Source organism: Phenylobacterium soli (genome assembly GCF_003254475.1).
Classification (GTDB): domain Bacteria; phylum Pseudomonadota; class Alphaproteobacteria; order Caulobacterales; family Caulobacteraceae; genus Phenylobacterium; species Phenylobacterium soli.
Genome location: NZ_QFYQ01000001.1, coordinates 590182 through 612798, shown reverse-complemented (window position 1 = coordinate 612798; position 22617 = coordinate 590182). Strand labels below are relative to the sequence as shown.

General features: G+C 70.5%; 22 protein-coding genes, 1 tRNA gene and 1 riboswitch. Of the genes, 10 read left to right on the top strand and 13 right to left on the bottom strand.

Annotation, left to right across the window (positions count from 1 at the left end; translation table 11 throughout):
- Positions 1-89: 89 nt before the first annotated feature.
- From DJ017_RS03085 to DJ017_RS03070, 4 genes are all read right to left on the bottom strand, one after another.
- Positions 90-299, bottom strand: coding sequence for a Trm112 family protein (locus DJ017_RS03085; protein WP_111527334.1), 210 nt, complete (start codon positions 297-299; stop codon positions 90-92).
- A gap of 9 nt (positions 300-308) precedes the next feature.
- Positions 309-968, bottom strand: a complete 660-nt coding sequence (locus DJ017_RS03080) for an LON peptidase substrate-binding domain-containing protein (RefSeq protein ID WP_111527333.1) — start codon at positions 966-968, stop codon at positions 309-311.
- Positions 969-991: 23 nt separating this feature from the next.
- On the bottom strand, positions 992-1924 hold the full coding sequence (locus tag DJ017_RS03075) for a thioredoxin family protein (RefSeq protein ID WP_111527332.1): 933 nt from the start codon (positions 1922-1924) through the stop codon (positions 992-994).
- Positions 1925-2006: 82 nt separating this feature from the next.
- Positions 2007-2525 (bottom strand): prolyl-tRNA synthetase associated domain-containing protein, encoded by a 519-nt coding sequence (locus tag DJ017_RS03070; RefSeq protein ID WP_111527331.1) that lies wholly within the window; start codon positions 2523-2525, stop codon positions 2007-2009.
- An 86-nt stretch (positions 2526-2611) separates the two neighbouring features.
- On the opposite strand from DJ017_RS03070, the gene DJ017_RS03065 reads away from it, so the two are divergent.
- The 3 genes from DJ017_RS03065 to DJ017_RS03055 all read left to right on the top strand — a co-directional run bounded on the left by DJ017_RS03065 (position 2612) and on the right by DJ017_RS03055 (position 4182).
- Positions 2612-3355 carry a DUF6065 family protein gene (locus DJ017_RS03065; RefSeq protein ID WP_111527330.1) on the top strand — a complete coding sequence of 248 codons (744 nt, stop codon included), beginning with the start codon at positions 2612-2614 and terminating at the stop codon, positions 3353-3355.
- An 85-nt stretch (positions 3356-3440) separates the two neighbouring features.
- Positions 3441-3515: transfer RNA gene (locus DJ017_RS03060), tRNA-Gly, on the top strand.
- Between the two features lie 100 nt (positions 3516-3615).
- Positions 3616-4182 (top strand): DUF4337 family protein, encoded by a 567-nt coding sequence (locus DJ017_RS03055; RefSeq protein ID WP_111527329.1) that lies wholly within the window; start codon positions 3616-3618, stop codon positions 4180-4182.
- Between the two features lie 54 nt (positions 4183-4236).
- Here the strand turns inward: DJ017_RS03055 and DJ017_RS03050 are convergent, their stop codons facing one another.
- Together DJ017_RS03050 and DJ017_RS03045 are read right to left on the bottom strand one after the other, a co-directional pair.
- Positions 4237-4821, bottom strand: a complete 585-nt coding sequence (locus DJ017_RS03050) for a CC0125/CC1285 family lipoprotein (RefSeq protein WP_111527328.1) — start codon at positions 4819-4821, stop codon at positions 4237-4239.
- 114 nt (positions 4822-4935) lie between these two features.
- Positions 4936-5340, bottom strand: a complete 405-nt coding sequence (locus tag DJ017_RS03045; RefSeq protein WP_111527327.1) for an MAPEG family protein — start codon at positions 5338-5340, stop codon at positions 4936-4938.
- A gap of 135 nt (positions 5341-5475) precedes the next feature.
- Between DJ017_RS03045 and DJ017_RS03040 the strand changes: the two genes are divergently transcribed.
- A complete protein-coding gene (locus tag DJ017_RS03040; RefSeq protein ID WP_111527326.1) occupies positions 5476-5682 on the top strand; it encodes a KTSC domain-containing protein in 207 nt (68 codons plus the stop codon).
- A gap of 6 nt (positions 5683-5688) precedes the next feature.
- Here the strand turns inward: DJ017_RS03040 and DJ017_RS03035 are convergent, their stop codons facing one another.
- From DJ017_RS03035 to DJ017_RS03025, 3 genes are all read right to left on the bottom strand, one after another.
- Complete coding sequence (locus tag DJ017_RS03035; RefSeq protein ID WP_111527325.1) at positions 5689-6921, bottom strand: argininosuccinate synthase; 1233 nt, start codon at positions 6919-6921, stop codon at positions 5689-5691.
- Positions 6922-7008: 87 nt separating this feature from the next.
- Complete coding sequence (locus tag DJ017_RS03030; RefSeq protein WP_111527324.1) at positions 7009-7320, bottom strand: hypothetical protein; 312 nt, start codon at positions 7318-7320, stop codon at positions 7009-7011.
- Position 7321: 1 nt separating this feature from the next.
- Positions 7322-9241: a potassium transporter Kup gene (locus DJ017_RS03025; RefSeq protein WP_111527323.1), complete on the bottom strand. Its 1920-nt coding sequence runs from the start codon at positions 9239-9241 to the stop codon at positions 7322-7324.
- 213 nt (positions 9242-9454) lie between these two features.
- Between DJ017_RS03025 and DJ017_RS03020 the strand changes: the two genes are divergently transcribed.
- A complete protein-coding gene (locus tag DJ017_RS03020) occupies positions 9455-10255 on the top strand; it encodes an SDR family NAD(P)-dependent oxidoreductase (RefSeq protein ID WP_111527322.1) in 801 nt (266 codons plus the stop codon).
- On the opposite strand, the gene DJ017_RS03015 is transcribed toward DJ017_RS03020, so the two are convergent.
- A complete protein-coding gene (locus DJ017_RS03015) occupies positions 10252-10944 on the bottom strand; it encodes a MarC family protein (protein ID WP_111527321.1) in 693 nt (230 codons plus the stop codon). The genes DJ017_RS03020 and DJ017_RS03015 overlap by 4 nt on opposite strands.
- Positions 10945-11027: 83 nt before the next feature.
- Here DJ017_RS03015 and pyrF point away from each other — a divergent pair, with 83 nt between their 5' ends.
- The gene (gene pyrF, locus DJ017_RS03010; protein ID WP_111527320.1) at positions 11028-11738 is read left to right on the top strand and encodes an orotidine-5'-phosphate decarboxylase; all 711 of its coding nucleotides are present in this window, start codon (positions 11028-11030) and stop codon (positions 11736-11738) included.
- Between the two features lie 26 nt (positions 11739-11764).
- Here pyrF and DJ017_RS03005 read toward each other — a convergent pair whose 3' ends face one another.
- Positions 11765-11959 (bottom strand): DUF1674 domain-containing protein, encoded by a 195-nt coding sequence (locus DJ017_RS03005; protein WP_111527319.1) that lies wholly within the window; start codon positions 11957-11959, stop codon positions 11765-11767.
- Between the two features lie 103 nt (positions 11960-12062).
- Between DJ017_RS03005 and DJ017_RS03000 the strand changes: the two genes are divergently transcribed.
- From DJ017_RS03000 to purH, 4 genes are all read left to right on the top strand, one after another.
- Positions 12063-12482, top strand: a complete 420-nt coding sequence (locus DJ017_RS03000) for a hypothetical protein (RefSeq protein WP_111527318.1) — start codon at positions 12063-12065, stop codon at positions 12480-12482.
- Positions 12483-12523: 41 nt separating this feature from the next.
- A complete protein-coding gene (locus DJ017_RS02995; protein ID WP_226999994.1) occupies positions 12524-13789 on the top strand; it encodes an RsmB/NOP family class I SAM-dependent RNA methyltransferase in 1266 nt (421 codons plus the stop codon).
- Between the two features lie 17 nt (positions 13790-13806).
- Positions 13807-14466 (top strand): ribulose-phosphate 3-epimerase, encoded by a 660-nt coding sequence (gene rpe / locus DJ017_RS02990; protein WP_111527316.1) that lies wholly within the window; start codon positions 13807-13809, stop codon positions 14464-14466.
- Between the two features lie 57 nt (positions 14467-14523).
- A riboswitch (ZMP/ZTP riboswitch) is annotated at positions 14524-14607 on the top strand.
- Positions 14608-14629: 22 nt separating this feature from the next.
- Positions 14630-16222, top strand: coding sequence for a bifunctional phosphoribosylaminoimidazolecarboxamide formyltransferase/IMP cyclohydrolase (gene purH / locus DJ017_RS02985; RefSeq protein ID WP_111527315.1), 1593 nt, complete (start codon positions 14630-14632; stop codon positions 16220-16222).
- A 131-nt stretch (positions 16223-16353) separates the two neighbouring features.
- On the opposite strand, the gene DJ017_RS02980 is transcribed toward purH, so the two are convergent.
- Positions 16354-21207, bottom strand: a complete 4854-nt coding sequence (locus DJ017_RS02980; RefSeq protein WP_111527314.1) for an NAD-glutamate dehydrogenase — start codon at positions 21205-21207, stop codon at positions 16354-16356.
- Positions 21208-21445: 238 nt separating this feature from the next.
- Positions 21446-22588: an AI-2E family transporter gene (locus DJ017_RS02975; RefSeq protein ID WP_111527313.1), complete on the bottom strand. Its 1143-nt coding sequence runs from the start codon at positions 22586-22588 to the stop codon at positions 21446-21448.
- Positions 22589-22617 lie beyond the last annotated feature (29 nt).

The window sequence follows — 22617 nt, the reverse complement described above, 5'->3', positions numbered from 1 at the left end:
GGTTGAGGGGCAGGCGCGCCTGAAGCCGGTGGGCTTCAACCCCCTCCGGCCCTCTGGGCCAACTCCCCCTGTGGGGGAGGACTTGGGCCCTACTCGCCCTCGCCCAGCTCGCGGGCTTCTTCCGGCAGCATGATCGGGACGCCGTCGCGGATCGGGTAGGCGAGCTTCGCCGAACGGCTGATCAGCTCGCGCTTGGCGCGGTCGAACTCCAGCGGGCCGTGGGTCACCGGGCAGACCAGGATCTCCAGCAGCCGCGGATCGACCTCTACGGCGGGGGCGGTGTCGGCGGGTTCGCTCATGGCGCCCGTCTACTGCATGGAGTGGCTTTCGTCATCGCCATCCTCCAGGCAGTCGATCTCGAGGAGGGTAGTGAGCGCCTCGAAGCGGTCGGTGAGGCCCGGCGCCTCGAGCAGCGCCTGCTTCTCGGCCGGATCGAACGGCAGGCCCATGGCGAGGCTGTTCACCAGCGGCTCCAGAGGCGCAGTGGTCGCCGTCTCCCAGTCGATGTCGAGATCGCGGTGGTTGAGGTAGCTCTTCAGCGCCTTGGCGAAGCGGCTGCGCACCGCCTCGGGCGCCTCGGCCTTCTCGTCGGTGGCGAGGTCGGCCTCGAAGCGGTCGTAGCGGGCGCGGACCTGGCGGTAGGGCGTCCGCAGGTTCAGCTCTTCCTGCGGCTCGAACCGGCAGAGGCCGGTCAGGGTGATGAGGTAGCGGCCGTCCGAGGTCTCGGCGTAGCTGGTGATGCGTCCCAGGCAGCCGACAGCCGCCAGGTTCGGCCGCTCGCGGTCGCCGCCCTTGGTCTGGATCATGCCGATCACCCGGTCGCCGGCCATGACGTCGTCGACCATGTTGAGGTAGCGCGGCTCGAAGATCTGCAGCGGTAGCTCGCCGCCGGGCAGCAGGAGCGCCCCATCGAGCGGAAACACCGGGATCAGCTGCGGCAGGTCCGCCGCCCTTCGATAGCCCGGCATGCGCGCCTCCCGTCCCAAGTGGGTCAGCTGAAAAGGATGGCCGACAGGCGTCGTCGGCCGGTTTTGGCGAGGTCGGACATGGGCCCCGCCGCCTCGAAAACCTTGAGCAGCTGCTGGCGCGCCGCCTGGTCGTTCCAGTCGCGATCGCGCTCGATGATGTGCAGCAGGTGGTCGGCCGCCTGGTCGAGATCGCCGGCGCCGGCCAGGGCCTGGGCGAGGGCGAAGCGGGCCTCGTGGTCGTCGGAGTTCTGGACCAGCCGGTGCTCGAACTGCTGTACCTCGGCCGATGGCGCGGCCTGCTCGGCCAGGTGCAGGGCGGCGCGGACGCTGTCGAGGTCAGGGTCCTTGGCGTCGGCCGGCGCCATGTCGAGGAGCTCGCGGGCCCGCTCGGCGTCACCGTTCTGCATGTAGAGCTTGGCGAGGCCGCCCAGCGCCTTGGGGTTCTCGGGGTCGTGCTGGAGGATCTGGGCGTAGGCCTGGGCCGCGCCACCGAGGTCGTTCACCTCGAGCGACTCCCTGGCGATCTCCAGCAGCTCGTCGACGGGCGAGGCGCCGCCGCCGCCGGCCTTCGCCAGCCGTTCGACGAAGGCCTTCACCTGGCTCTCGGGCAGGGCGCCCATGAAGCCGTCGATCGGCCGGCCCTCGTGGAAGGCGAACACCGCCGGGATCGACTGGACGCGCAGCTGGCCGGCGAAGGAGGGATTCCGGTCGATGTCGATCTTGACCAGCTTCACCGCGCCCTTGGCGGCGGTGACGGCCTTCTCCAGCGCCGGGCCGAGCTGGCGGCAGGGGCCGCACCAGGTGGCCCAGAAATCGACGATGACCGGCTGGGTCTTCGACGCCTCGATGACGTCGGCCATGAAGGAGGCGTCCGTGCCGTCCTTGATGAGGTCGCCCGCAACCCCGCCCGCCGCGCCGCCGCTCGGGGCTCCACTGGTCTCGCCGATCAGGGTCATGACCCAATCCCTCTCGAATCCGAACTCAAACGCTCGCCTGCACAGATGGTCGCAAGGCGCGCGGCCCGCAACGTCGGCGAGCTCACCGATCAACCACCTTCATGGCCTCGAAGTCCACCACCAGCGGCTCGACGCCGATGGCCGACAGGAAGGCGGTCAGGCCGGCCCGGGGCACGGTCGTCGTCGCGGTGTTGGTCAGCGGATGGAAGTTGACCTCGTCCGCCTCGGCCAGGGTGCGATCGAGCACAAAGCGGACGCGGCGGTCTTTGTCATTGATCAAGGCGAAGGCGGTCACCGAGCCGGGCGTCACGCCCAGCACCTCCTGCATGAGTTCGGCCGAGCCGAACGACAGCCTGGCCGAGCCGATCACCTGGTGCAGTCGCTTCAGGTCGATGGCCGCGTGGCCCTCGGCGGAGATCAGCCAGAGCTGGCCCTTGGCGTCCTTCAGGAACAGGTTCTTGGTGTGGGCGCCCGGGATGCGCGCCTTGATCTCCTCGCCCTCCTCGACGCGGAACACCGCCGGGTGGTCGAGGGTCCTGGGCTCGGCGCCGATCTTTTCCAGAAACGCCAGCAGGCCGGCGCGGGTGGTCTGTGCGGTCATCCTGCCTGGATACCTGAACTAGACGCCGAGGCGAGGGGAGGACTAAGGGTCGGGACCCGATTTCGTCTCTTTGGTCGAGCCTGCCCATGGAACTGGAGTGCTACCCCACCACCGAGCGGCCGCCGGAGCTGGTCCCCGGCCGTCCGAACCGCGCGTGGATGGATCATTTCGCCGAGCGCCACCCCTATCGCTGCCTGCCGCTGTCCATGGCCAACACCTCGGGCTGGGAGCTGCTCTCGCCGATGGGCTTCACGGCCGAGTGGACCGGGGGCAACCACCAGCAGGACATCCGGCTGACGCCCGACCATCCGCACCCCGACTTCCACAAGCACGCCCAGAGCCATTTCAGCCACGGCGTCCTGACCTTCCACTCCGGCTACCTGTTCCGCACCCCGCCGGGCTGGTCGATGTGGGTCATGGGGCCGCCGAACCAGGTGAAGGACGGGATCCAGCCGCTGTCAGGGGTGGTCGAGACCGACTGGCTGCCCTTCCCCTTCACCATGAACTGGCTGTTCACGCGCCCCGGCAAGGTGCGCTTCGAGAAGGGCGAGGCCTTCTGTTTCATCACCCTGCTCGAGGACAAGACCCTGCACGACATCCAGCCGGTGATCCGCCGGATGGATAAGAACCCCGAGCTGCGACACCAGTACGACGTCTGGGAAAAGCACCGCTCGGAATTCAACCAGAAGATCTTCCGCCAGGACCCCGAGGCGACCAAGCAGGCTTGGCAGCGCTACTACTTCAAGGGCGAGTTCCCGGAGGAGGTGGCGCCGGCCCGCACCGACCACGTCAACAAGCGCCGGCTGAAGGCGCCGAAATTCGGCGGATAGGCCGCTTGCCAAGGCGAGGGGCGTCTGCCATAAGCCCGCTCTCGAATTTCGGGGGCCGCCTTTTACAAGGCGATTTCCGAGGAGCGCGGGCGTAGCTCAGGGGTAGAGCACAACCTTGCCAAGGTTGGGGTCGTGAGTTCGAATCTCATCGCCCGCTCCAATATTCCGCACGATCACGATATCGCCACGGACCGGTCCTAGTGACCGGCCGCTGGCGCTTGTCTAAGCGTTGGCGGGAAGAGGCCTGTGGGGGGCGGACGATGACGCACGATCCGGCGCTGGAGGCGCACGAACACCGCGAGCATGCCGAGCATGCGGCGCACGAGCACGACAGCTTCATCTCGCAGGTGTCGATCACCGTGGCGGTGCTGGCGGTGCTGGCGGCCTCGATCGGCAGCCTGGAGACCGTCGAGGCCGGCGGGGCGATCACCGCGGCCAGCGAGGCGGTGCTGTCGCAGGACCAGGCCACCGACGCCTGGAACGAGTACCAGGCCGACAGCCTCAAGAAGCACCTCTACGGCATCGCGGCCGCCGCGCCGGGTCCGAAGGCGGAGGAATTCGCCCGCACGGCCAGGGAGCAGGTCGAGAAGCAGGCCGAGATCAAGAAGCGCGCTCAGGAGGGCGAGGCCGAGCGCGACAAGCTGATGGCGCAAAGCCGGCTGCACGAGCATCGCCACCACTGGCTGACCGGCGCGGCGACCATGGTCGAGATCGGCATCGCCATCTGCACCGTAGCGATCATCACCCGGCGGCGGCAGTTCTGGCTGGGCTCGATCCTTCTGGCCGTGATCGGCCTCGGGCTGTTCGGCGCCGCCTACCTGACCTGAGGCCTGACCTGAGGCCTGACCTCAGGCCGGGCGCGTCGGCGGCGCCGTTCAGGCCTATTTGCGCGGAGCCGGGTACTGGATGCGCGGCCGCAGGTTGTCGATCACCGCGCGGGCGTCGAAGGCGCGCGGATCGCCGGCCGGCTTGGCGCCATGGTGCATGACGACCTCGGCCGCGGCCTCGAAGCGCTCGACGGTGGTGACGTCCACCCGGTCGGCCCAGAAGGGGTCGCCCCAGAACGGATCCCAGCTGCGCCAGCCGCCGAAGCGGTGGCCGTAGTAGCGCCAGCTCGGCCGCCAGTAGCTGTAGCCGTACCAGGGGTGATAGAGCGGGTCCGGCTCGACGTAGGTGTGGGCGTCGCGGTTGGTGTGCCGGTCGACGATCTCGAACCAGTCGTAGCCCTGCTGGACCGTCAGCTCGGCCGAGCGGAACAGCAGGTAGGCCTCCACCGTCTCGCGCGAGGTGAGGCTGTTGCCCGCGAAGGTCACGCGCCAGCGATCCGGCTCCAGCCGCATCTCCGAATACCCGCCCGAGGTCGCCTGACCCGGAATATTCGGCTGGTACGGCGTGGGCGTCGCGCAGGCCGTGAGCCCGGCGGCCAAGGCCACGGCGGCGGCGAATGCGACGATTTTCTTTGCCATTGTTGGACTCAGGTTATCCAAGCGTCCCTCGAAGACGGACGTCTTGGCCACAACACTTCGCCGCAATTGTGGTTGCCTTGTTGCAGGTCAATTGCAGCCGCACGAACGTGGTCTTCAGGCGCCGGCGACCGCCAGCACATAGACGACGCGGCCCAGCGCCCCGAACAGCAGCACCGCGCAGGCCAGAGCCTGGATGACGAAGCCTGTCTCGCGCTTGGCCGGATCGGCCACGTAGCCGCGGCCGTAGAGCACGCGCCCGACGATCCAGACGAGGCCGACGCCGGCGGCCACCAGGTCGTTCCAGTAGAGGGCGAAGAGCCACATGGAGACCAGGAAGATCGGCAGCCACTCGAGGGTGTTGGCCTGCACCCGGATGCAGCGCTCGAGCACCGGGTCGCCGGTCATGGTCGGCGCCTGGATGCCGCACTTCTGGCGGGCGCGGGCGACGCCCAGGCCCATGCTGAAATAGAGGATGAGCGAGAGCAGGGTGACGATCGCCACCAGGCTGTGCGGTTGCATGTGACTTCCCCCCGAACGCCGGCGGTCACGCGGCCGCAGGCTTCACGGCGAAGCTGGCACGCTTCCGTGCGGAAGGGAACCGGCGCCGGCGGTCCCGCCGTTTTGTCGGCGCGACACAGCCTTTGGAGAAGGCCGATGGAGACGACATCCGCGGCGATCCAGGAGATCGACTACGACGCCGAGCGCGCCAAGCTGCTCGTGTGCTTCGCCTCGGGCGAGCGCTACGTCTATGTCGGCGTGCCGGGCGAGGTGCACCGCTCGTTCCTGGAAGCCGACTCCAAGCGCCGGTTCTTCCAGGCCGAGATCCAGGACCGCTATCCCTACAACCGGCTCGACAGCTGAGCGGCGCTACGCCGCGCCGCGCTTGTCGCGGTTGGCCTTCACCCGCAGGCGCAGGGCGTTGAGGCGGATGAAGCCGGCGGCGTCGCGGTGGTCGTAGGCGACCGCGCCTTCCTCGAAGGTGACCAGCTCCTGGTCGTACAGCGAATAGGGGCTGGTGCGGCCGATGACGGTGACGTTGCCCTTGTAGAGCTTCACCCGCACCTGGCCCGAGACCATCTCCTGGGACAGGTCGATGGCCGCCTGCAGCATCTCGCGCTCCGGGGCGAACCAGAAGCCGTTGTAGATCAGGCTGGCGTACTTCGGCATCAGCTCGTCCTTGAGGTGCATGGCGCCCCGGTCGAGGGTGATGCTCTCCATGCCGCGGTGGGCGTGGAGCAGGATGGTCCCGCCGGGCGTCTCGTAGACGCCGCGCGACTTCATGCCGACGAAGCGGTTCTCGACGAGGTCCAGGCGGCCGACGCCGTTGTCGTGGCCGAGCTGGTTCAGCTTGGTCAGCAGGGCGGCCGGCGACAGCTTCTGGCCGTCGATGGCGACGGGATCGCCCTTCTCGAAATCGATGGTGATGACGGTCGGCTTGTCGGGCGCGGCCTCGGGACTGATCGTGCGCATGTGCACGAACTCCGGCGGCTCGACGGCCGGATCCTCCAGCACCTTACCTTCGGAGGAGGAGTGCAGCAGGTTGGCGTCGACGCTGAACGGCGCCTCGCCCCGCTTGTCCTTGGTGATCGGGATCTGGTGCTTCTCGGCGAAGTCGAGCAGGGCCTCGCGGCTCTTGAAGTCCCATTCGCGCCAGGGGGCCACGACGCGGATGTCGGGATCGAGGGCGGCGTAGGAGAGCTCGAAGCGGACCTGGTCGTTGCCCTTGCCGGTGGCGCCGTGGGCGACCGCGTCGGCGCCAGTCTTGTGGGCGATCTCGATCTGCTTCTTGGCGATCAGCGGCCGCGCGATCGAGGTGCCGAGCAGGTACTGGCCTTCGTAGACCGTGTTGGCCCGGAACATCGGGAACACGTAGTCGCGGACGAACTCCTCGCGGATGTCCTCGATGAACACGTGCTCCGGCTTGACGCCGAGCATCAGCGCCTTCTCGCGCGCCGGGCCGAGTTCCTCGCCCTGGCCGAGGTCGGCGGTGAAGGTCACCACCTCGGCGCCGAGCTCCACCTGCAGCCACTTGACGATGGTGGAGGAGTCCAGCCCGCCGGAGTAGGCGAGCACGACCTTCTTGACGGGCTTGTCGGCCATGGGTGTCGGAAGTCCTGAAGTCGGGAGGAAAGACGTCGCGCGCCTTTAAGGGCAGGTGGCGCGCGGGTTCAAGGATTTAAGCGGCGCTCAGCGTCGCTCGAGGGCCGCTTTCAGCCATCGCAGGTGGAGGAGGGCGAGCAGCGAGGCGGCGGTGGCGCGGACGCCGAAGAGGATCACCGTGGCGTCGCCTTCCTGGTCGCGCGCCTGCAGGGCGAGCCAGAGGGAGAAGGCGAAGGCCGCGCCGGGCAGGGCCCAGATGCCGAGCCCCCGGCCGATCTCGCCGATGGGCAGGCGCAGCTTCTCGCCGGGCGTGGTCTGGGCCCAGGCCTGGCGCGAGGCGCCGAACATGATCGCCAGGGCCAGCACCCACAGCGCGTCGCCGAGGTAGGTCAGGATCACCCTACACCGTCACCTGGGCGCCCATCTCGACCACGCGGCCGGGCGGGATCTTGTAGAAGTCGGTCGGGTTGGCGGCGTTCTTCATCAGGTAGATGAACAGCTTGTCCTGCCAGAGCGGCATGCCGGACTGGGCCGAGGGCACCACCGAGCGGCGGCCGAGGAAGAAGCTCGTCGCCATGATGTCGAACTTCAGGCCGAGCTTGCGGCACAGGGCGAGGGCCTTGGGCACGTTCGGGCTTTCCATGAAGCCGTAGGTGACGTGCACCTTCTTGAAGTCGTCGTTGAGCGGCTCGATCCGCACCCGCTGGGCCTCGCTGACCCGCGGCGTCTCGGCCGTGTGCAGGGTGAGGATGATGTTCTTCTCGTGCAGCACCTTGTTGTGCTTGAGATTGTGCATCAGGGCGACGGGCGCCATGTCCGGGTCGGAGGTCAGGAAGATCGCCGTGCCGGGCGCGCGGTAAGGCGCGCGGGCCTTGAGGATCTCCGACAGCTCGGCGAGCGGCACCGAATCCCGGCGCGTCTTCTCGGTGAGGATCTGAGCGCCGCGGTTCCAGGTGACCATCACCGTGACGAGGCCCCCGCCCAGCACCAGGGGGAGCCAGGCCCCCTGCGGGATCTTCAGCAGGTTCGAGGAGATGAACACCAGGTCGAGGACGCCGAAGAAGCCGGAGGCGAGCGCCGCCTGCCACACCGGGCGCTTCCACATCCAGCGGACGATGACGAAGAACAGCAGGGTGTCGACGAACATCGCGCCGGTCACGGCGATGCCGTAGGCCGCCGCCAGGTTCGACGAGGTGCGGAACATCACCAGCAGGACCACCACGCCGACCATCAGGAAGGTGTTCACCTGCGGCACGTAGATCTGGCCGGCCTGGGTCTCCGAGGTGCGGCGGATATCGATGCGCGGGAACAGGCCGAGCTGCACCGCCTGCTGGGTCATGGAGAAGGCGCCGGTGATCACCGCCTGCGAGGCGATGATGGTGGCCAGGGTGACCAGCAGCAGGACCGGCCAATAGATCGGGTCCGGGATCATCCGGTAGAACGGATCGACCCGGTCGGCCGGGTGGCGCAGCACCAGGGCGCCCTGGCCGAGGTAGTTGAGCAGCAGGGCGGGCAGCGCCAGGAACACCCAGGCCGCCTGGATCGGCTTCTTCCCGAAGTGGCCCATGTCGGCGTAGAGCGCCTCGGCGCCGGTCACGGCCAGGAACACGCTGCCCAGGATGACGAAGCCCAGGAAGCCATTGTCCCACAGGAAGATCGCGCCGTAGTGCGGCGACAGGGCCCGGAAGATCGAGAGGTCTTCCTTGATGTGGAAGAGCCCAAGGCCCGCCAGCACCAGGAACCAGACGGCGGTGATCGGGCCGAAGAACTTGGCGACGCTCGCCGTGCCCTTGGACTGGACGAGGAAGAGGGCCACCAGGATGCCGATGGAGATCGGCAGGACGAACTCGCCGATGCCGTGCGGGGCGCCGGGCGCGTCGCGCACGCCCTCGACCGCCGAGAGCACCGAGACCGCCGGGGTGATGATGCCGTCGCCGTAGAACAGGGCCGCGCCCAGCATGCCGAGGAACAGCACCAGGCCCGAGCGCTGGGGTACGATCCGCTGGGCCAGCGCCATCAGGGCGAGCGTGCCGCCTTCGCCCTTGTTGTCCGCCCGCATGAGGAAGACGACGTATTTGACGGTGACGATGAGGATCAGCGCCCAGATCACCAGGCTGACGACGCCCAGCACCGCCAGCTGAGGGTCCACCGTGGCGCGCGAATGGTGCAGCGCCTCGCGCATGGCGTAGATCGGACTCGTGCCGATGTCGCCGAAGACCACGCCCATGGAGCCGAGCGCCAGGGCGAGGAAACTTTCGGAATGCGGGGAGTGACGGGTCTCCTCCGACGCCTCGGCGGCGCCGCCGGCGGGATCAGCCATCCATTCTCTCCGGGAACGCGCTTGTCGTGGTTCCCTTGGTCGGCCCCATGCCGTCGATCGGCGGGCGCGATACACCCAAAGCAGTTCCTGTTCAATGCCATGGCTCGCCGCCCTGGGGCGGCCGCCCTACGACGAGCCTCGGCGGCCCTTTGAATGCGCGGGCGGACGCCCTAGTTTCCGCAGGAGGCGCAAAGCGCCGCTTCGGGGGACGGCATGGATCGCAGATTGGCCCTGGTGACGGGGGCTTCCGCCGGGATCGGCGCGGCCTTCGCCAAGATCTTCGCCAGCCACGGCTACGACCTGGCCCTCACCGCGCGGCGCACCGATCGGCTGGAGACCCTGGCCGAGGAGATCCGCCTGCGCCACGGAGTCGAGACGCTGGTGGTCGCCGCCGACCTGGCCAAGGCGGGGGCCGCGGACCGGATCCTCGGCGCGCTCTCCGCCGAGGGCCGCAGCGTCGACGCCCTGGTGAACAACGCCGGCTACGGCCTGCCCGGAACCTTTGCGGAGACCAAGTGGGAGGACCAGGCGGCCTTCCTGCAGGTGATGGTCACCGCCCCCTGCGAGCTGGCGCACAAGGTGCTGCCGGGGATGGTCGAGCGCCGGTTCGGGCGGATCGTGAACGTGGCCTCCCTGGCTGGCCTCGTGCCCGGCGCCGCGGGCCACACCCTCTACGGCGCCTCCAAGGCGATGCTGGTCCGCTTCTCCCAGAGCCTGCACCTGGAGGGCGAGCCGAGCGGGGTGCACGTCACCGCCCTCTGCCCTGGCTTCACCTATTCGGAGTTCCACGACGTCAACGGCACCCGGGCCCAGGTCAGCGCCTCGACGCCCCCATGGCTGTGGCTCGGGGCCGACGAGGTGGCGGCGGCAGGCTACGAGGCGGTGGAGGCCAACCGCGCGATCTGCGTGCCCGGCGCGCCGAACAAGGCGATTGCCGCCGTCGCCAAGCTGATCCCCGACGACTGGGCCCTGGCGCTCATGGCCTCGCAGGGGCCGCGCTTCCGCAAGGTCTAGCGCGTCGCGTAGGGCTGGGCGGTCTCGTGGCGGATGAGGCCGCGGGTGGCGTCCGAGAAGCCGACCAGGATGAACTGCACCGCCATGGCGCAGAGGATCAGGCCCAGCACCCGCACGACGATGGTCAGCCCGATTTTGCCGAGCAGCCGGGTGATGACCGGTGTCGCCAGGAAGGACAGCAGCACGGTGAGAGCGACGGCGGCGATGACGCCGACGCCGGTCGCTGCGCCGGTCAGGCCGAAGGCGCGGCCCTGGCTGGCGTAGATGATGACGGTGGAGATGGCGCCGGGCCCGATCAGCAGGGGCATGGCGAAGGGCACGATCATCCGCTCGAACTGCCGTCCGGCCGCGCCCCGCTTGGATTTCGGCGCCGCCGCCGCGGCGGTCTGCGGGTTCTCCGCGCCGATCTCGCCGCGCACCATGTCGAGGCCGAGGATGAACAGGATCACCCCGCCGGCGATGCGAAAGGCCGGCAGGGAGATGCCGAAGAAGGCGAGCAGACTGAGGCCGGTGAAGTAGAAGAAGGTCAGGAAGCCGACCACGAACAGCGAGATGTAGAGGGCGATCTGCGCCCGGTCGCGGCTCGACACGCCCTGGGTGCCGGCCGCGAAGAACGGCACGTTCCCGACGGGATCGATCAGCGCGAACAGCGCCACGAAGAAGTTGACCGCGAACTCGCCCTGGCCCATGCACGGCTCTTAGCCCAATTCGCTGCGCCGCCGAACGCTCTTCGCGAGCGGGACCTCGCGCGCCTGCCAGATAAGGACCGCCCATGGCCGTCGCCGACCTCGTCAAGGCCGATCCCCGCCTGATCGTGCCGCTGGACTTCCCGACCGTCGAGGAGGCGCGGGCCGCGGTCGACCGGATCGGCGACGCGGTCAGCTTCTACAAGGTGGGGCTCGAGCTGTTCGCCACCGGCGGCATGGACTTCGCCAAGGCGCTGAAGGCCGAGGGCAAGCAGGTGTTCCTTGACTGGAAGCTGCACGACATCCCGACGACGGTGCAGAAGGCGGCGTCGGCGCTCTCCGGCTCCGGCGGCGACTTCCTCACCGTCCACGGCGAGCCGCAGGTGATGGAGGCCGCGGTGCGCGGCGTGGGCGGCTCGGGGCTCAAGGTGCTGGCGGTGACGGTGCTGACCAGCCTTACCGACGAGGACCTGAAGGCGATGGGCTACGCCGAGGGCGCCAAGGCGCTCGTCGAGCGGCGCATCCACCAGGCCCTGGCCGCCGGCTGCGACGGGGTGATCGCCTCGCCGCACGAGGCGGCCCTGGCCCGCGCGATCGGCGGCAAGGACTTCCTGGTGGTGACGCCGGGCGTGCGCCCCGATTGGTCGGCCAAGAACGACCAGGCCCGGGCGGCGACCCCGCTCGACGCGCTGAAGGCCGGCGCCTCGCACATCGTCTGCGGCCGGCCGATCACGGCGGCCAACGATCCGCACGCCGCGGCGTTGCGGGTCGTGGCGGAGATGTCCCAGGCGGGCTGACGGTCGCGCTCGGCGCGGGCCGCGCGTCAGAAGTCGCTGGCGATGCCCTTGCGCTCCCAATCGCCGAATCGCGTGGGTTCGGGGCCGCGCGGGCCGCGCACTTCCGGAGCCAGCTCGGACTTCGCCTCGGCAGCCTTGCGCTGGGCGGCTTCTTCGAGGGCGCGGAGAGCCTCGGGGCTGAGCGCCTTGCCGGGCGCGGCGTTGGGCGGGGCGTCTTTCATGTCGAAAATTTAAGGCCTTAGGGCGCCGCGCGCCAGATTGCGTCTCTCGCGGAACGCTGGTTTCTTGCCGGCAATCTCAATTTCTGTTCGGGGGAACAGCAGAATGTCCCGCATTTCCATCGCTTTCTTCGGCGCCGCCGTCGTCTACGCCCTCGGGGGGATGGTCCTCGGCATGTACATGGGCGGTTCGGGCGACCACTCGATGGCGCCGGTCCACGCCCACATCAACCTGCTCGGCTGGGCGAGCCTGGCGCTCATGGGCGCCTTCTACGGCCTCGCCGCGGACAAGGCGCCCGCCAAGCTCGCCTGGACCAACTTCGGCCTCTCCAATGTCGGCAACCTGATGTCCCTGCCGATGGTGGCCATGATCCAGTCGGGCAAGCCGCCGATCGTGCCGCTGCTGGTGGGCGGCGAGGTGCTGATCGTCGCCGGCATGCTGACCTTCGGCCTGTCCCTGATCGTCGTCGCCCGCGCCGCCCCGGCGGCGGCCGCCACGGCTTCCGGGATCAAGAAAGCCGCCTAAGTCTCTTGCGCCGGCGTCCCGATGCGGGCACGCCGGCGCTCGTGACCTCGACCGAAACCACTGAAGCCGCCGGCCGGCCCGCCCGGGCCGCGGCGCTCGACATCCTCCACGCCGCCCTGGCCGCCCGCGCCGGGCTGGAGGGGGGCCTCGCCCATCCCTCGGTCCGCGCCCTCGAGCCGCGCGACCGGGCCTTCGCCCGCGCCCTCGCCATGGCGACGCTCCGCCACCTCGGCGCCATCGACGCGGCGCTGCAGGCCCGGCTGAAGAAGCCGCCGCCCGAGCGGGTGGTGAACATCCTGCGCATCGGCGCGGCCCAGCTCTTCGTGCTGAAGACGCCGCCGCACGCCGCCGTCGCCGCCACCGTCGACCTCGCCCCCAAGAGCTTCACCGGCCTCGTCAACGCCGTGCTGCGCGGCCTGACGCGCGAGCCGCCGGATCTCGCCACGCCGGAGCTCCTGGCTCCGCAATGGCTCTACGCCCGCTGGATGAGCGCCTATGGCGCGGAGACGGCGCGCGCGATCGCCGCCCAGATCGGCGAGGAGCCGCCGACCGATCTCAGCCTGAAGCCGGGCGTCGCGCCCGAGGGGCTGGAGGGTGAGGTGCTGCCGGGCGGGAGCTTCCGCGCCGCCATGGCCGGCGACGTCACCGGCTGGCCGGGCTTCGCCGAGGGGCGCTGGTGGGTGCAGGACGCTTCGGCCGCCGTGCCGGCGCGCCTGCTGGCGGTCGGACCCGGCGAGACCGCGCTCGACCTCTGCGCCGCGCCGGGCGGCAAGACCCTCCAGCTCGCCGCCGACGGGGCCCAGGTGGTCGCCGTCGACCGCAACGGCCAGAGGCTGAAGCGCCTGCGCGAGAACCTGCGGCGCACCGGCCTCGCGGCCGAGGTGGTGGAGGCCGACGCCGCCGACTGGAAGGACGGACGGACCTTCGACGCCGTGCTCCTGGATGCGCCGTGCTCGGCGACCGGGACCTTCCGCCGCCATCCCGACGTGCTGTGGGTGGCGAGCCCCAAGGATGTCGCCAACCTCGCGGCGGTGCAGTCGCGCCTGCTGGACTCCGCCGCGCGCCGCGTGCGGCCCGGCGGCCGCCTCGTCTATTGCGTCTGCTCCCTGGAGCCCGAGGAGGGCGAGGCGCAGGCGGCGGCGTTCCTTTCCCGCACGCCCGGGTTCGCGCTCGAGCCGGTCGCGGCGGGGGAGGGCGGGGCGCCCGAGGCGAGCCTGCGCGCCGACGGCACGCTGCGCATCCTGCCGCAGCACCGGCCCGGCGGGACCGACGGCTTCTACATCGCCCGCTTCCGGCGGGCCGGCTGATCGGCTAAGGCCAAAGCATGACCGGCAAGACCATCATCGCGCCCTCCATCCTCGCCTCCGACTTCTCGAGGCTCGGCGAGGAGGCGCGGGCCGTGGAGGCGGCGGGCGCCGACTGGCTGCACGTCGACGTCATGGACGGCCACTTCGTGCCCAACATCACGATCGGCCCGGATGTGGTGAAGGCGCTGCGCCCGCACGTGAAGATCCCCTTCGACGTGCACCTGATGATCGCCCCCGCCGATCCCTACCTCGAGGCCTTCCGCGCCGCCGGCGCCGATCTCATCAGCGTCCACCCCGAGGCCGGCCCGCACCTGTCGCGCACCCTGCAGCGGATCCGCGAGCTGGGCGCCAAGGCGGGCGTGGTCTTCAACCCCTCGACCTCGCCGGAGGTGATCGCTCACATCATGGACCAGGTCGACCTGGTGCTGGTGATGAGCGTCAACCCGGGCTTCGGCGGCCAGAGCTTCATGTCCTCGCAGCTCAAGAAGATCGAGCGCCTGCGCCGGATGATCGACGAGACCGGCCGCGACATCCTGCTGGAGGTGGACGGCGGGGTCACCGCGCTGACCGCGCCCCAGTGCATCGCCGCCGGGGCGACGGCGCTGGTCGCCGGCACGGCCGTCTTCAAGGGCGGCCCCGAGAAGTACGCCGAGAACATCGCCGCTCTGCGCGGCTGAATCGCCCGCGGTCCCTGAGTCCGGTTGACCTGACGGCGCGCGCGGCGTTAATCCGCGCCCATCCCGCGTGACTGGCGATAAAGGTGGGCGACCACCGGGGAGCGCGGAGACCATATTCCGCCGCTCGCCTGGGCATTCCTTCGGTTTCAACCAGGAGAATGCCGTGCCTGCAGCCCCCGATTTCCCCGCCGCCCCCGACCGCGCCCCGATCAAGCGGGCGCTGATCTCCGTCTCCGACAAGACCGGCCTGATCGAGGCCGCCCAGGCGCTGAGCCGTATGGGAGTCGAGCTGGTCTCCACCGGCGGCACCCGCAAGGCGATCGCGGACGCCGGCCTGCCGGTGAGGGACATTTCCGACCTCACCGGCTTTCCCGAGATGATGGACGGCCGCGTGAAGACCCTGCACCCGGTGGTGCACGGCGGCCTGCTGGGCGTGCGCGATGCGCCGGAGCACAGACGAGCCATGGACGAGCACGGGATCGGCGGCATCGATCTCGTCTACGTGAACCTCTACCCCTTCGAGTCGACCATCGCGGCGGGCGCCGACTACGCCACCGCCATCGAGAACATCGACATCGGCGGCCCTGCGATGATCCGCTCGGCGGCCAAGAACCACGGCTATGTGGCGGTCTGCACCGAGCTCGCCGACCTGCAGGAGGTCCTGGCCGAGCTGAACGCGTCCGGCGCGACGAGCCTCGAGCTGCGCAAGCGCCTGGCGGCCCGCGCCTATGCCCGCACCGCCGCCTACGACGCGGCGATCTCCGGCTGGTTCGCGAAGACGCTGGGCGAGGACTATCCGCGCCGCAAGGCCTTCGCCGGCGAGCTTGTCCAGACCATGCGCTATGGCGAGAATCCCCACCAGAGCGCCGCCTTCTATCGCTTCGCGGCTCCGCGCACCGGCGTCGCCACCGCCACCCAGCTCCAGGGCAAGGAGCTCAGCTACAACAACATCAACGACACCGACGCGGCCTATGAACTGGTCGCCGAGTTCGACCCCAAGGCCGGCCCGGCCTGCGCCATCATCAAGCACGCCAACCCGTGCGGCGTGGCCACCGGCAAGACCCTGGCGGAGGCTTACGAGCGGGCGCTGGCCTGCGACCCGACCAGCGCGTTCGGCGGCATCATCGCCCTGAATTCGAAGCTGGACGCGGCCACGGCGGAGAAGGTGCTGGAGATCTTCACCGAGGTGGTCATCGCCCCGGAGGCCGACGAGGCCGCGGTGGCCCTCTTCCGCAAGAAGAAGAACGTCCGCCTGCTGGTGACCGGCGGCCTGCCCGATCCGTTGGCGGCCGGCGAGACCTTCCGCTCGGTGGCCGGCGGCTTCCTGGTGCAGGCCCGCGACACGGCCCACCTGACCGCGGCGGACCTCAAGGTCGTCACCAAGCGCGCGCCGACCGAGACCGAGATCCGCGACATGCTGTTCGCCTTCACCATCGCCAAGCACGTGAAGTCGAACGCCATCGTCTATGCGCGCGAGGGCCAGACCCTGGGCATCGGCGCCGGCCAGATGAACCGCAAGGACTCCGCCCGGATCGCCGCCCTGCGCGCCGCCGACTTCGGCCTCGACCTGAAGAGCTCGGCCTGCGCGTCGGAAGCCTTCTTCCCGTTTGCCGACGGCCTGATCCAGGCCGCCGACGCCGGCTGCACGGCGGTGATCCAGCCGGGTGGCTCGGTGCGCGACGAGGAGGTCATCCAGGCCGCCGACGAGCGGGGCCTGGCCATGGTCTTCACCGGCGTGCGGGTGTTCCGACACTAGCGCCCGCGATCATCCCCTCAAGGGGGAGGTGGCCCGGAGGGCCGGAGGGGGTTTCAGCCGCCCGCGTCTGAGCGGAGAACCCCCTCACCGGCTTCGCCGGAGCCCGCCCTGAGGGGGAGCAATTTGCACGGCTACTTCCGCCGCCGCCCCCGCTCCTCGGCGAGTTCGCGCAGGGCGGCGTTGGCGATGGTGAGCTTGGCGAACGACCAGGCGCCGCCGGCCTGTTCGATCTCGTCCACCGTGCGGCGCGCCGCCTCGGCCTTGTCGCGGCGCAGCCCGGCCCACTCCTCGACCGCGGCGCGGGCGCGCTCGGCGTCCTCGCCGGCCTTCTGCGAGCCGGCGTGCTCCATCACCGCGCGGGTGAGGACCGCCTGCTCGGCCAGGAGATCCTCCAGGAGCCGGCGCAGCGCCGTCCGCTCGAAGGAGTCGCCCACCGCGAAACCGGCCGCCGCCGCCCGCAGGCGGTCGAAGCCGAAGGCCGCGCCCGCGGCGTGGTAGAGCCGCGCGACGGCCGGCAGCGACCAGCTCGAGGCCTCGGCGAGGTCGACGAGGTCGGCGGCGGTGGTCAGCGACTGGACGATGGCCGCGCCCTCGGCGCAGGCCTCGGGCGCGCCGGCCTCGGCGAGCTGGCGCGTGCGGGTGGCGATCGCCCGCTGCTCGATGGGCGAGGCGACGCCCGGCATCAGGCCGCGCAGGCGCTTGAAGCCGGCCGCGTAGCGTTCGACGAGTGCGGCCACGTCGAGGTTCTCGCGCATCGCCCGGCGGGCGAGCCAGAAGGTCGCCCCGCGCAAGGCCGCCGCCAGCCGGCGGTAGAGGGCGAGCTGTCCCGCCGCCGGGATCCTGTTGTCGAGCGCGTCGACCGCCGCCCACTGGGCGTCGAGTTCGAGCACCGCCTTGGCCGCCTCATAGCCGGCGGCGAAGGCCCGCACGTCACAGCCGGCCGCCGCCATCAGACGCGACGGGAACGAGGGCCCGCAGCGATTGACGATGTCGTTGGCGATGACCGTGGCGATGATCTCGCGCCGCAGACGGTGGCGGCGCATGGGCTCGGCGTACTTGCGCAGCGGCTTGGGGAAATAGTCCTCCAGCACGCCTTCGTAGAACGGATCGTCCGGCAGGTCGCTGGCCACCAGCTCGCGCTTCAGCTCGAGCTTGCCGTAGGCGAGCAGCACGGCGAGCTCGGGCCGTGTCAGCCCCTGACCCGCCTGCCTGCGCTCGGCGAGGGCGGCGGCGTCGGGCAGGCCCTCGACCGCGCGGTCGAGGCGGCCGGCGGCCTCCAGCTCGGCCATGAACCGCGCGTGCGGCTCCAGTTCGCCCGGCGCATCCATCTGCAGGAGCGAGAGGGCGAGGGTCTGGTCGGAGTTGTGGGCCAGGACGTGCTCGGCCACCTCGTCGGTCATCGACTGGAGCAGGGCGTCGCGCTTCTTGCGGTCCAGGGTTCCAGTGCGCTCCAGGCCGCCGGTGAGGATCTTGATGTTCACCTCGTGGTCGGAGGTGTCGACGCCCGCGGAATTGTCGATGGCGTCGGTCTCGATGTGGCCGCCGAGCTTTGCGAACTCGATGCGGCCGGCCTGGGTGACGCCGAGATTGGCGCCCTCGCCGACCACCTGGACCCGCAGGTCGGCGCCGTTGACCCGCACCGCGTCGTTGGCCTTGTCGCCGACGTCGGCGTTGGCTTCGGATTTGGCCTTCACATAGGTGCCGATACCGCCGAGGAAGAGCAGCTCCACCGGCGCCTTCAGGATGGCGTTGATCAGCTCCGCCGGGGCCATCGCCTCGGCGCTGACGTCGAGCAGCTTGCGGACCTCGGCCGAGAGCGGGATCGACTTCTGGGTCCGGGGGAACACCCCGCCGCCCTTGGAGATGAGCTTCCGGTCGTAGTCGTCCCAGGACGAGCGAGGCAGGTCGAACAGCCGCTTGCGCTCGCTCCAGGACTTCGCCGGATCCGGGTCCGGGTCGAGGAAGATGTGGCGGTGGTCGAAGGCGGCCATCAGCCGGGTCTGCTTCGAGAGCAGCATGCCGTTGCCGAACACGTCGCCCGACATGTCGCCGACGCCGACGCAGGTGAAGGGTTCGGCCTGGATGTCCTTGCCGAGCTCGCGGAAGTGGCGCTTCACCGCTTCCCAGGCGCCGCGCGAGGTGATCGCCATGGCCTTGTGGTCGTAGCCGGCCGAGCCGCCCGAGGCGAAGGCGTCGCCGAGCCAGAAGCCGTAGTCCTCGGCCAGGCCGTTGGCGATGTCGGAGAAGGTCGCCGTGCCCTTGTCTGCGGCCACCACCAGGTAGGGGTCGTCGCCGTCGTGGACCACCACGCTCTTCGGATGGGTGACATTGCCGGCCGGCGTCAGATTGTCGGTGATGTCCAGGAGGCCCTGGAGGAAGATCTTGTAGGCCCGGACGCCCTCGGCGCGGACCGCGTCCGGCGAGCCGCCCTTGGGCAGCATCTTGGGGAAGAAGCCGCCCTTGGAGCCGACGGGCACGATCACCGCATTCTTGACCTGTTGCGCCTTCACCAGGCCCAGCACCTCGGTGCGGAAGTCGTCGCGCCGGTCGGACCAGCGCAGGCCGCCGCGCGCCACCGGGCCGAAGCGCAGGTGCACGCCCTCAACCCCGACGCTCCAGACGAAGATCTCGCGGAACGGCTTGGGCGCCGGCAGGTCGGCGAGCTGGCCGCTCGCCACCTTGAAGGAGATGTAGGGCTTGGGCGCGCCGTCAGCGCCGGGCTGGTAGAAGTTGGTCCGCTGGATGGCCGCCACCAGCATGGCGAGGCGCCGCAGCACCCGGTCGTGGTCGAGGCTCTCGACGGCCTGCAGGGCGTCGGTGATCTCGCCCATCAGCCGTTCAGTGGCCGCCTTGCGGGCGTCCAGGTCGCCCTTGGCCGCCGGATCGAAGCGCGCCTCGAACAGGGCGAGGATCAGCCGGGTGACCTCGGGATGGGCGGCCAGCGCCTCTTCCTGCACCCGCTGGCTGGGATCCAGGCCCGACTGCTGGCGGAAGCGGGCGAGGGCCCGGACCAGCGCCGCCTCGCGCCAGGGCATCGACAGCTCAAGCACCAGGCGGTTGAAGCCGTCGTTCTCGGTCTGGCCGCACCAGACGGCGACCACGGCGTCCTCGAAGGCCTGTTTGATCTCGGCGAAGACGAGGTGCTCGCCGCGCGGATCCTCGATCTCGAAGTCGTGCACCCAGACCGGTGCGCCGCCGCCCGGCGACACCGGGAAGCCCGCCTCGGCGAGCGCCTTCAGGCCCATGTTGTCGAGGATCGGCAGGACGTCGGCCAGCGCCGCCGGCTCGCCCGCGCGGTAGATCTTGAAGCGGAACTGGAGGGGGTTGTCCTTGGCGGTGCGGTAGGCGCGCACGCGGATCGTCTCGGCCGCGCCCATGGCCTCGATGACGGCGAGGTCGGCGAGCGCCTCCGCCGCGTCGAAGCGATCGCGGTAGCCGGCCGGGAAGGCCGGGCGATAGCGCAGCAGGACCTGGGCGAGGTCCTCCGGCTCGCGGCCCTGCGTCGCGCCTTGGGCGCGGACGGCCTCCTCGAAACGGTCCTCCCAGGTGCGGGCGGCCTCGGCGATCTCGGCCTCCACGGCCTTGAGGTCGGGCCAGGCGTGCTGGCCGGGGGTGAAGCCGACGATGTAGTGGACCCGCGCCAGGGCCCCGTCCGAGAAGCTCGGGTAGGAGGCCGAGACGTGGCCGCCGTAGGCGCCGGCCAGGATGCGGCCGGCCCGGGCCTCGAGGTCGGAGGTGTAGCGGTCGCGCGGCAGGAACAGCAGCACCGAGGCGAACCGGTCGAAGGGATCGCGGCGCTCGAACAGCCCGACCCGCGGCCGGTCGTAGAGGTGGAGGATGCCGAGCGCCTGGTCGAGCAGCTCGTCCTCCGTCACCTGGAAGAGCTCGTCCCGGGGATGGTTCTCCAGGATGTTCTTCAGCCGCTTCTCGTTGTGGCTGCCCGGCGCGACCTTGGCCCGGTCGAAGACCTTGGCGAGCTTCTCGCGCAGCAGGGGCACGGCGCTGGCCGGCTGATCGTAGGCCTCGGCGGTGAACAGGCCGACGAAGCGCACCTCGCCGTGCGGCAGGCCGCGGTCGTCGTAGCGCTTCACGCCGACGTAATCGAGGTAGGCGCGGCGGTGCACCCGGCTGCGGGCGTTGGCCTTGGCGACGGTGACCGCCGGGGCGGCGACGATACGCTCCTTGGCCTCCGCCATCCGCAGCGCGGGCTCGTGGGCGCGGCGCAGCACGGTGCGCTCGGGATCGCGCAGGATGCCGAGGCCGTCCTTGGCCTGGTAGACGGGCTCCTCCGGCGCATAGTCGCCGTTGGCCAGCTTCGGGTACTCGTAGGCGCGGGCGCCCAGGAAGACGAACTGCTCGGCCTCGAGCCAGCTCAGGAAGGCGACCTCCTCCGCGCTCGCCTTGTCCGGGTGGGCGCGGGTCTCGGCGACCGTGCGGCGCATCAGCTCCAGCATGGCGGGGAAGTCGTCCACCGCGGCGCGGACGTCGGCCAGGGTGGCTTTCAGGCCGGCCAGCAGGGCGGCCTCGCGGTCGGCGCCGACCGGATCGAGGATCACCTGCACCATCGATTCCCGGCGCGCCGTGCCGGTCGCGCCGCGCACGCCGGCGCGGTCGCGGGCGACCTCGACGATCGGGTGGAACATGGCGCGGACGGAGAGGCCCTGGTCGGCGATCTCGCCCATGATCGAATCCACCAGGAAGGGGGCGTCGTCCTGGACGATCTCCAGCCGGTCGAGCTTGGCCTTGCGGCCCTCGGCCGGGACGATGCGCATGGTCGGCCCGCGGCCCCGGCGGCGTTCGCCGAAGCGCCAGAAGTCGGCCAGGTTGGCGGCGAGCTCGGGGGTGGAGAGTTCGGGCAGCTCGTCGGGGGCGGCGTCGGCGGCGGCCTGGCCGGCGAAGTCGCGGGCGGACTCCTTGGCGGGGTCTTCGCCGAGCGCGGCCATGACGGCGCGCACCAGGCCGGCGGCGCGGGGATTGCGGCTCATCGGATGGCCCCCTGGAACGTGGGCGCAGGTCCAGAGACGAGGGCGCTGCCGCCAAAAACGAGGGCGCCGCCGGAGGAGAGTGTCCGGCGGCGCGTGGCTGCGCCGTGGGGGACCGGCGAAGCCTTCAGTGCTCGCAGCGTCCGCGGGCTTGGGGGACGGACGCCGGGGCTCGAACCGTCTCGATCCGAGCAAACCTTAGATGGGAACTGGCCGCGCAAATGGAAGACCCTGGTCACTGTTAGGCTCTCTCAGGCCGGCGCGCTGAGGCGTCGGCGGCTTCTTCATCGACCCGGTGCGGCCCTTCGTCGGGCGAGCGGCCGGGGGTGCGGTTGCGCAGCTGCTCGGGCTCGCCGTCGGCCGACAGCAGGACGGCGATCCAGCGTGCCCCCTTGAACTGGGCGAGGATGACCATCGCCATGACGGTCAGCGGCGTGGACAGGAACATGCCCGCGATGCCCCACAGAGCGCCCCAGAAGGCGAGGGCGAGCAGGACGACGATCGGGTCGATGTTGAGGCTGCGCCCCTGCATGCGCGGATAGACGACGTTGCCGATGACGATGCCGATGGCCTGCAGGGCGACCAGCAGGATGACCGCCGGCCAGTAGCTGTCGAACTCCATCAGGGCGAACAGCGGCGGGGCGACCCCGGCGAAGGTGCCGCCGATCACCGGGATGTAGACGGCCAGAAAGATGAGGAAGGCCCAGAAGACGGAGTTGTGCAGCCCGACCGCCGCCATGGCCACCCAGGACAGGCCGGCGACCATCAGGCCGGTGACCGTCTGCACCCACAGGTACTGCTCCACCGCATCGCGGATGCGCAGGAAGGTGGCGGTGGCGTCCTGGCGCTCGGCGCGCCCCGGGAAGAGGCCGACGATCTTGCGCTCGAACCCTCGCCGCGAGGCGAGGATGAAGCCCAGGTACACCAGCACGAAGGCCGCCGTGGAGGCGAAGCTCTGCAGGGCCCGGGCGACCTCGCCCAGGTACTGGGCCGGATCGAGCTGGCGGACGAGCTCCTGCACGGTGTGCGGCACGCGGACCCCGATCAGGCCGGCGACCCGGCCGATGACCTCCATCAGCTTCGGCGAGAAGTCGATCAGCTCCCCGAAGAACGACGGGGCGCGGGAGACGACCACGAAGGTCGCGCCGCCGAACAGCAGCACCGAGAGCAGGAGGGCCAGCGGCAGGGCGGCGCGCCGCGACACCCCGGGCAGGCGGTGCTCCAGCACCCGGGCGAAGCCGTCGATCATGATCGCCAGGAAGACGGCGAGGGCGAAGGGCGTCAGGATGCCGGACAGCCAGTAGGCGGCGCAGCCGGCGGCGATCACCGCCAGGACCACGAGGGCGTTGCGGGCGACGGCGGGGGTCTGGGCGGCGCTGGGCATACGGGCTTTCGCGAGGGCGTGCTCGACTG

Excerpts from the sequence above, each read along its gene's own strand:
- DJ017_RS03000 (WP_111527318.1), top strand. The coding sequence starts at position 12,063 with ATGTCCCGCATTTCCATCGCTTTCTTCGGCGCCGCCGTCGTCTACGCC.
- DJ017_RS03075 (WP_111527332.1), bottom strand. The coding sequence starts at position 1,924 with ATGACCCTGATCGGCGAGACCAGTGGAGCCCCGAGCGGCGGCGCGGCG.
- rpe (WP_111527316.1), top strand. The coding sequence starts at position 13,807 with ATGACCGGCAAGACCATCATCGCGCCCTCCATCCTCGCCTCCGACTTC.
- DJ017_RS03040 (WP_111527326.1), top strand. The coding sequence starts at position 5,476 with ATGGAGACGACATCCGCGGCGATCCAGGAGATCGACTACGACGCCGAG.
- DJ017_RS03020 (WP_111527322.1), top strand. The coding sequence starts at position 9,455 with ATGGATCGCAGATTGGCCCTGGTGACGGGGGCTTCCGCCGGGATCGGC.
- DJ017_RS03050 (WP_111527328.1), bottom strand. The coding sequence starts at position 4,821 with ATGGCAAAGAAAATCGTCGCATTCGCCGCCGCCGTGGCCTTGGCCGCC.
- pyrF (WP_111527320.1), top strand. The coding sequence starts at position 11,028 with ATGGCCGTCGCCGACCTCGTCAAGGCCGATCCCCGCCTGATCGTGCCG.
- DJ017_RS02980 (WP_111527314.1), bottom strand. The coding sequence starts at position 21,207 with ATGAGCCGCAATCCCCGCGCCGCCGGCCTGGTGCGCGCCGTCATGGCC.
- DJ017_RS03085 (WP_111527334.1), bottom strand. The coding sequence starts at position 299 with ATGAGCGAACCCGCCGACACCGCCCCCGCCGTAGAGGTCGATCCGCGG.
- DJ017_RS03045 (WP_111527327.1), bottom strand. The coding sequence starts at position 5,340 with ATGCAACCGCACAGCCTGGTGGCGATCGTCACCCTGCTCTCGCTCATC.
- DJ017_RS03080 (WP_111527333.1), bottom strand. The coding sequence starts at position 968 with ATGCCGGGCTATCGAAGGGCGGCGGACCTGCCGCAGCTGATCCCGGTG.
- DJ017_RS03065 (WP_111527330.1), top strand. The coding sequence starts at position 2,612 with ATGGAACTGGAGTGCTACCCCACCACCGAGCGGCCGCCGGAGCTGGTC.
- DJ017_RS03025 (WP_111527323.1), bottom strand. The coding sequence starts at position 9,241 with ATGGCTGATCCCGCCGGCGGCGCCGCCGAGGCGTCGGAGGAGACCCGT.
- DJ017_RS02975 (WP_111527313.1), bottom strand. The coding sequence starts at position 22,588 with ATGCCCAGCGCCGCCCAGACCCCCGCCGTCGCCCGCAACGCCCTCGTG.
- DJ017_RS03005 (WP_111527319.1), bottom strand. The coding sequence starts at position 11,959 with ATGAAAGACGCCCCGCCCAACGCCGCGCCCGGCAAGGCGCTCAGCCCC.
- DJ017_RS03035 (WP_111527325.1), bottom strand. The coding sequence starts at position 6,921 with ATGGCCGACAAGCCCGTCAAGAAGGTCGTGCTCGCCTACTCCGGCGGG.
- DJ017_RS03070 (WP_111527331.1), bottom strand. The coding sequence starts at position 2,525 with ATGACCGCACAGACCACCCGCGCCGGCCTGCTGGCGTTTCTGGAAAAG.
- DJ017_RS03015 (WP_111527321.1), bottom strand. The coding sequence starts at position 10,944 with ATGGGCCAGGGCGAGTTCGCGGTCAACTTCTTCGTGGCGCTGTTCGCG.
- DJ017_RS03055 (WP_111527329.1), top strand. The coding sequence starts at position 3,616 with ATGACGCACGATCCGGCGCTGGAGGCGCACGAACACCGCGAGCATGCC.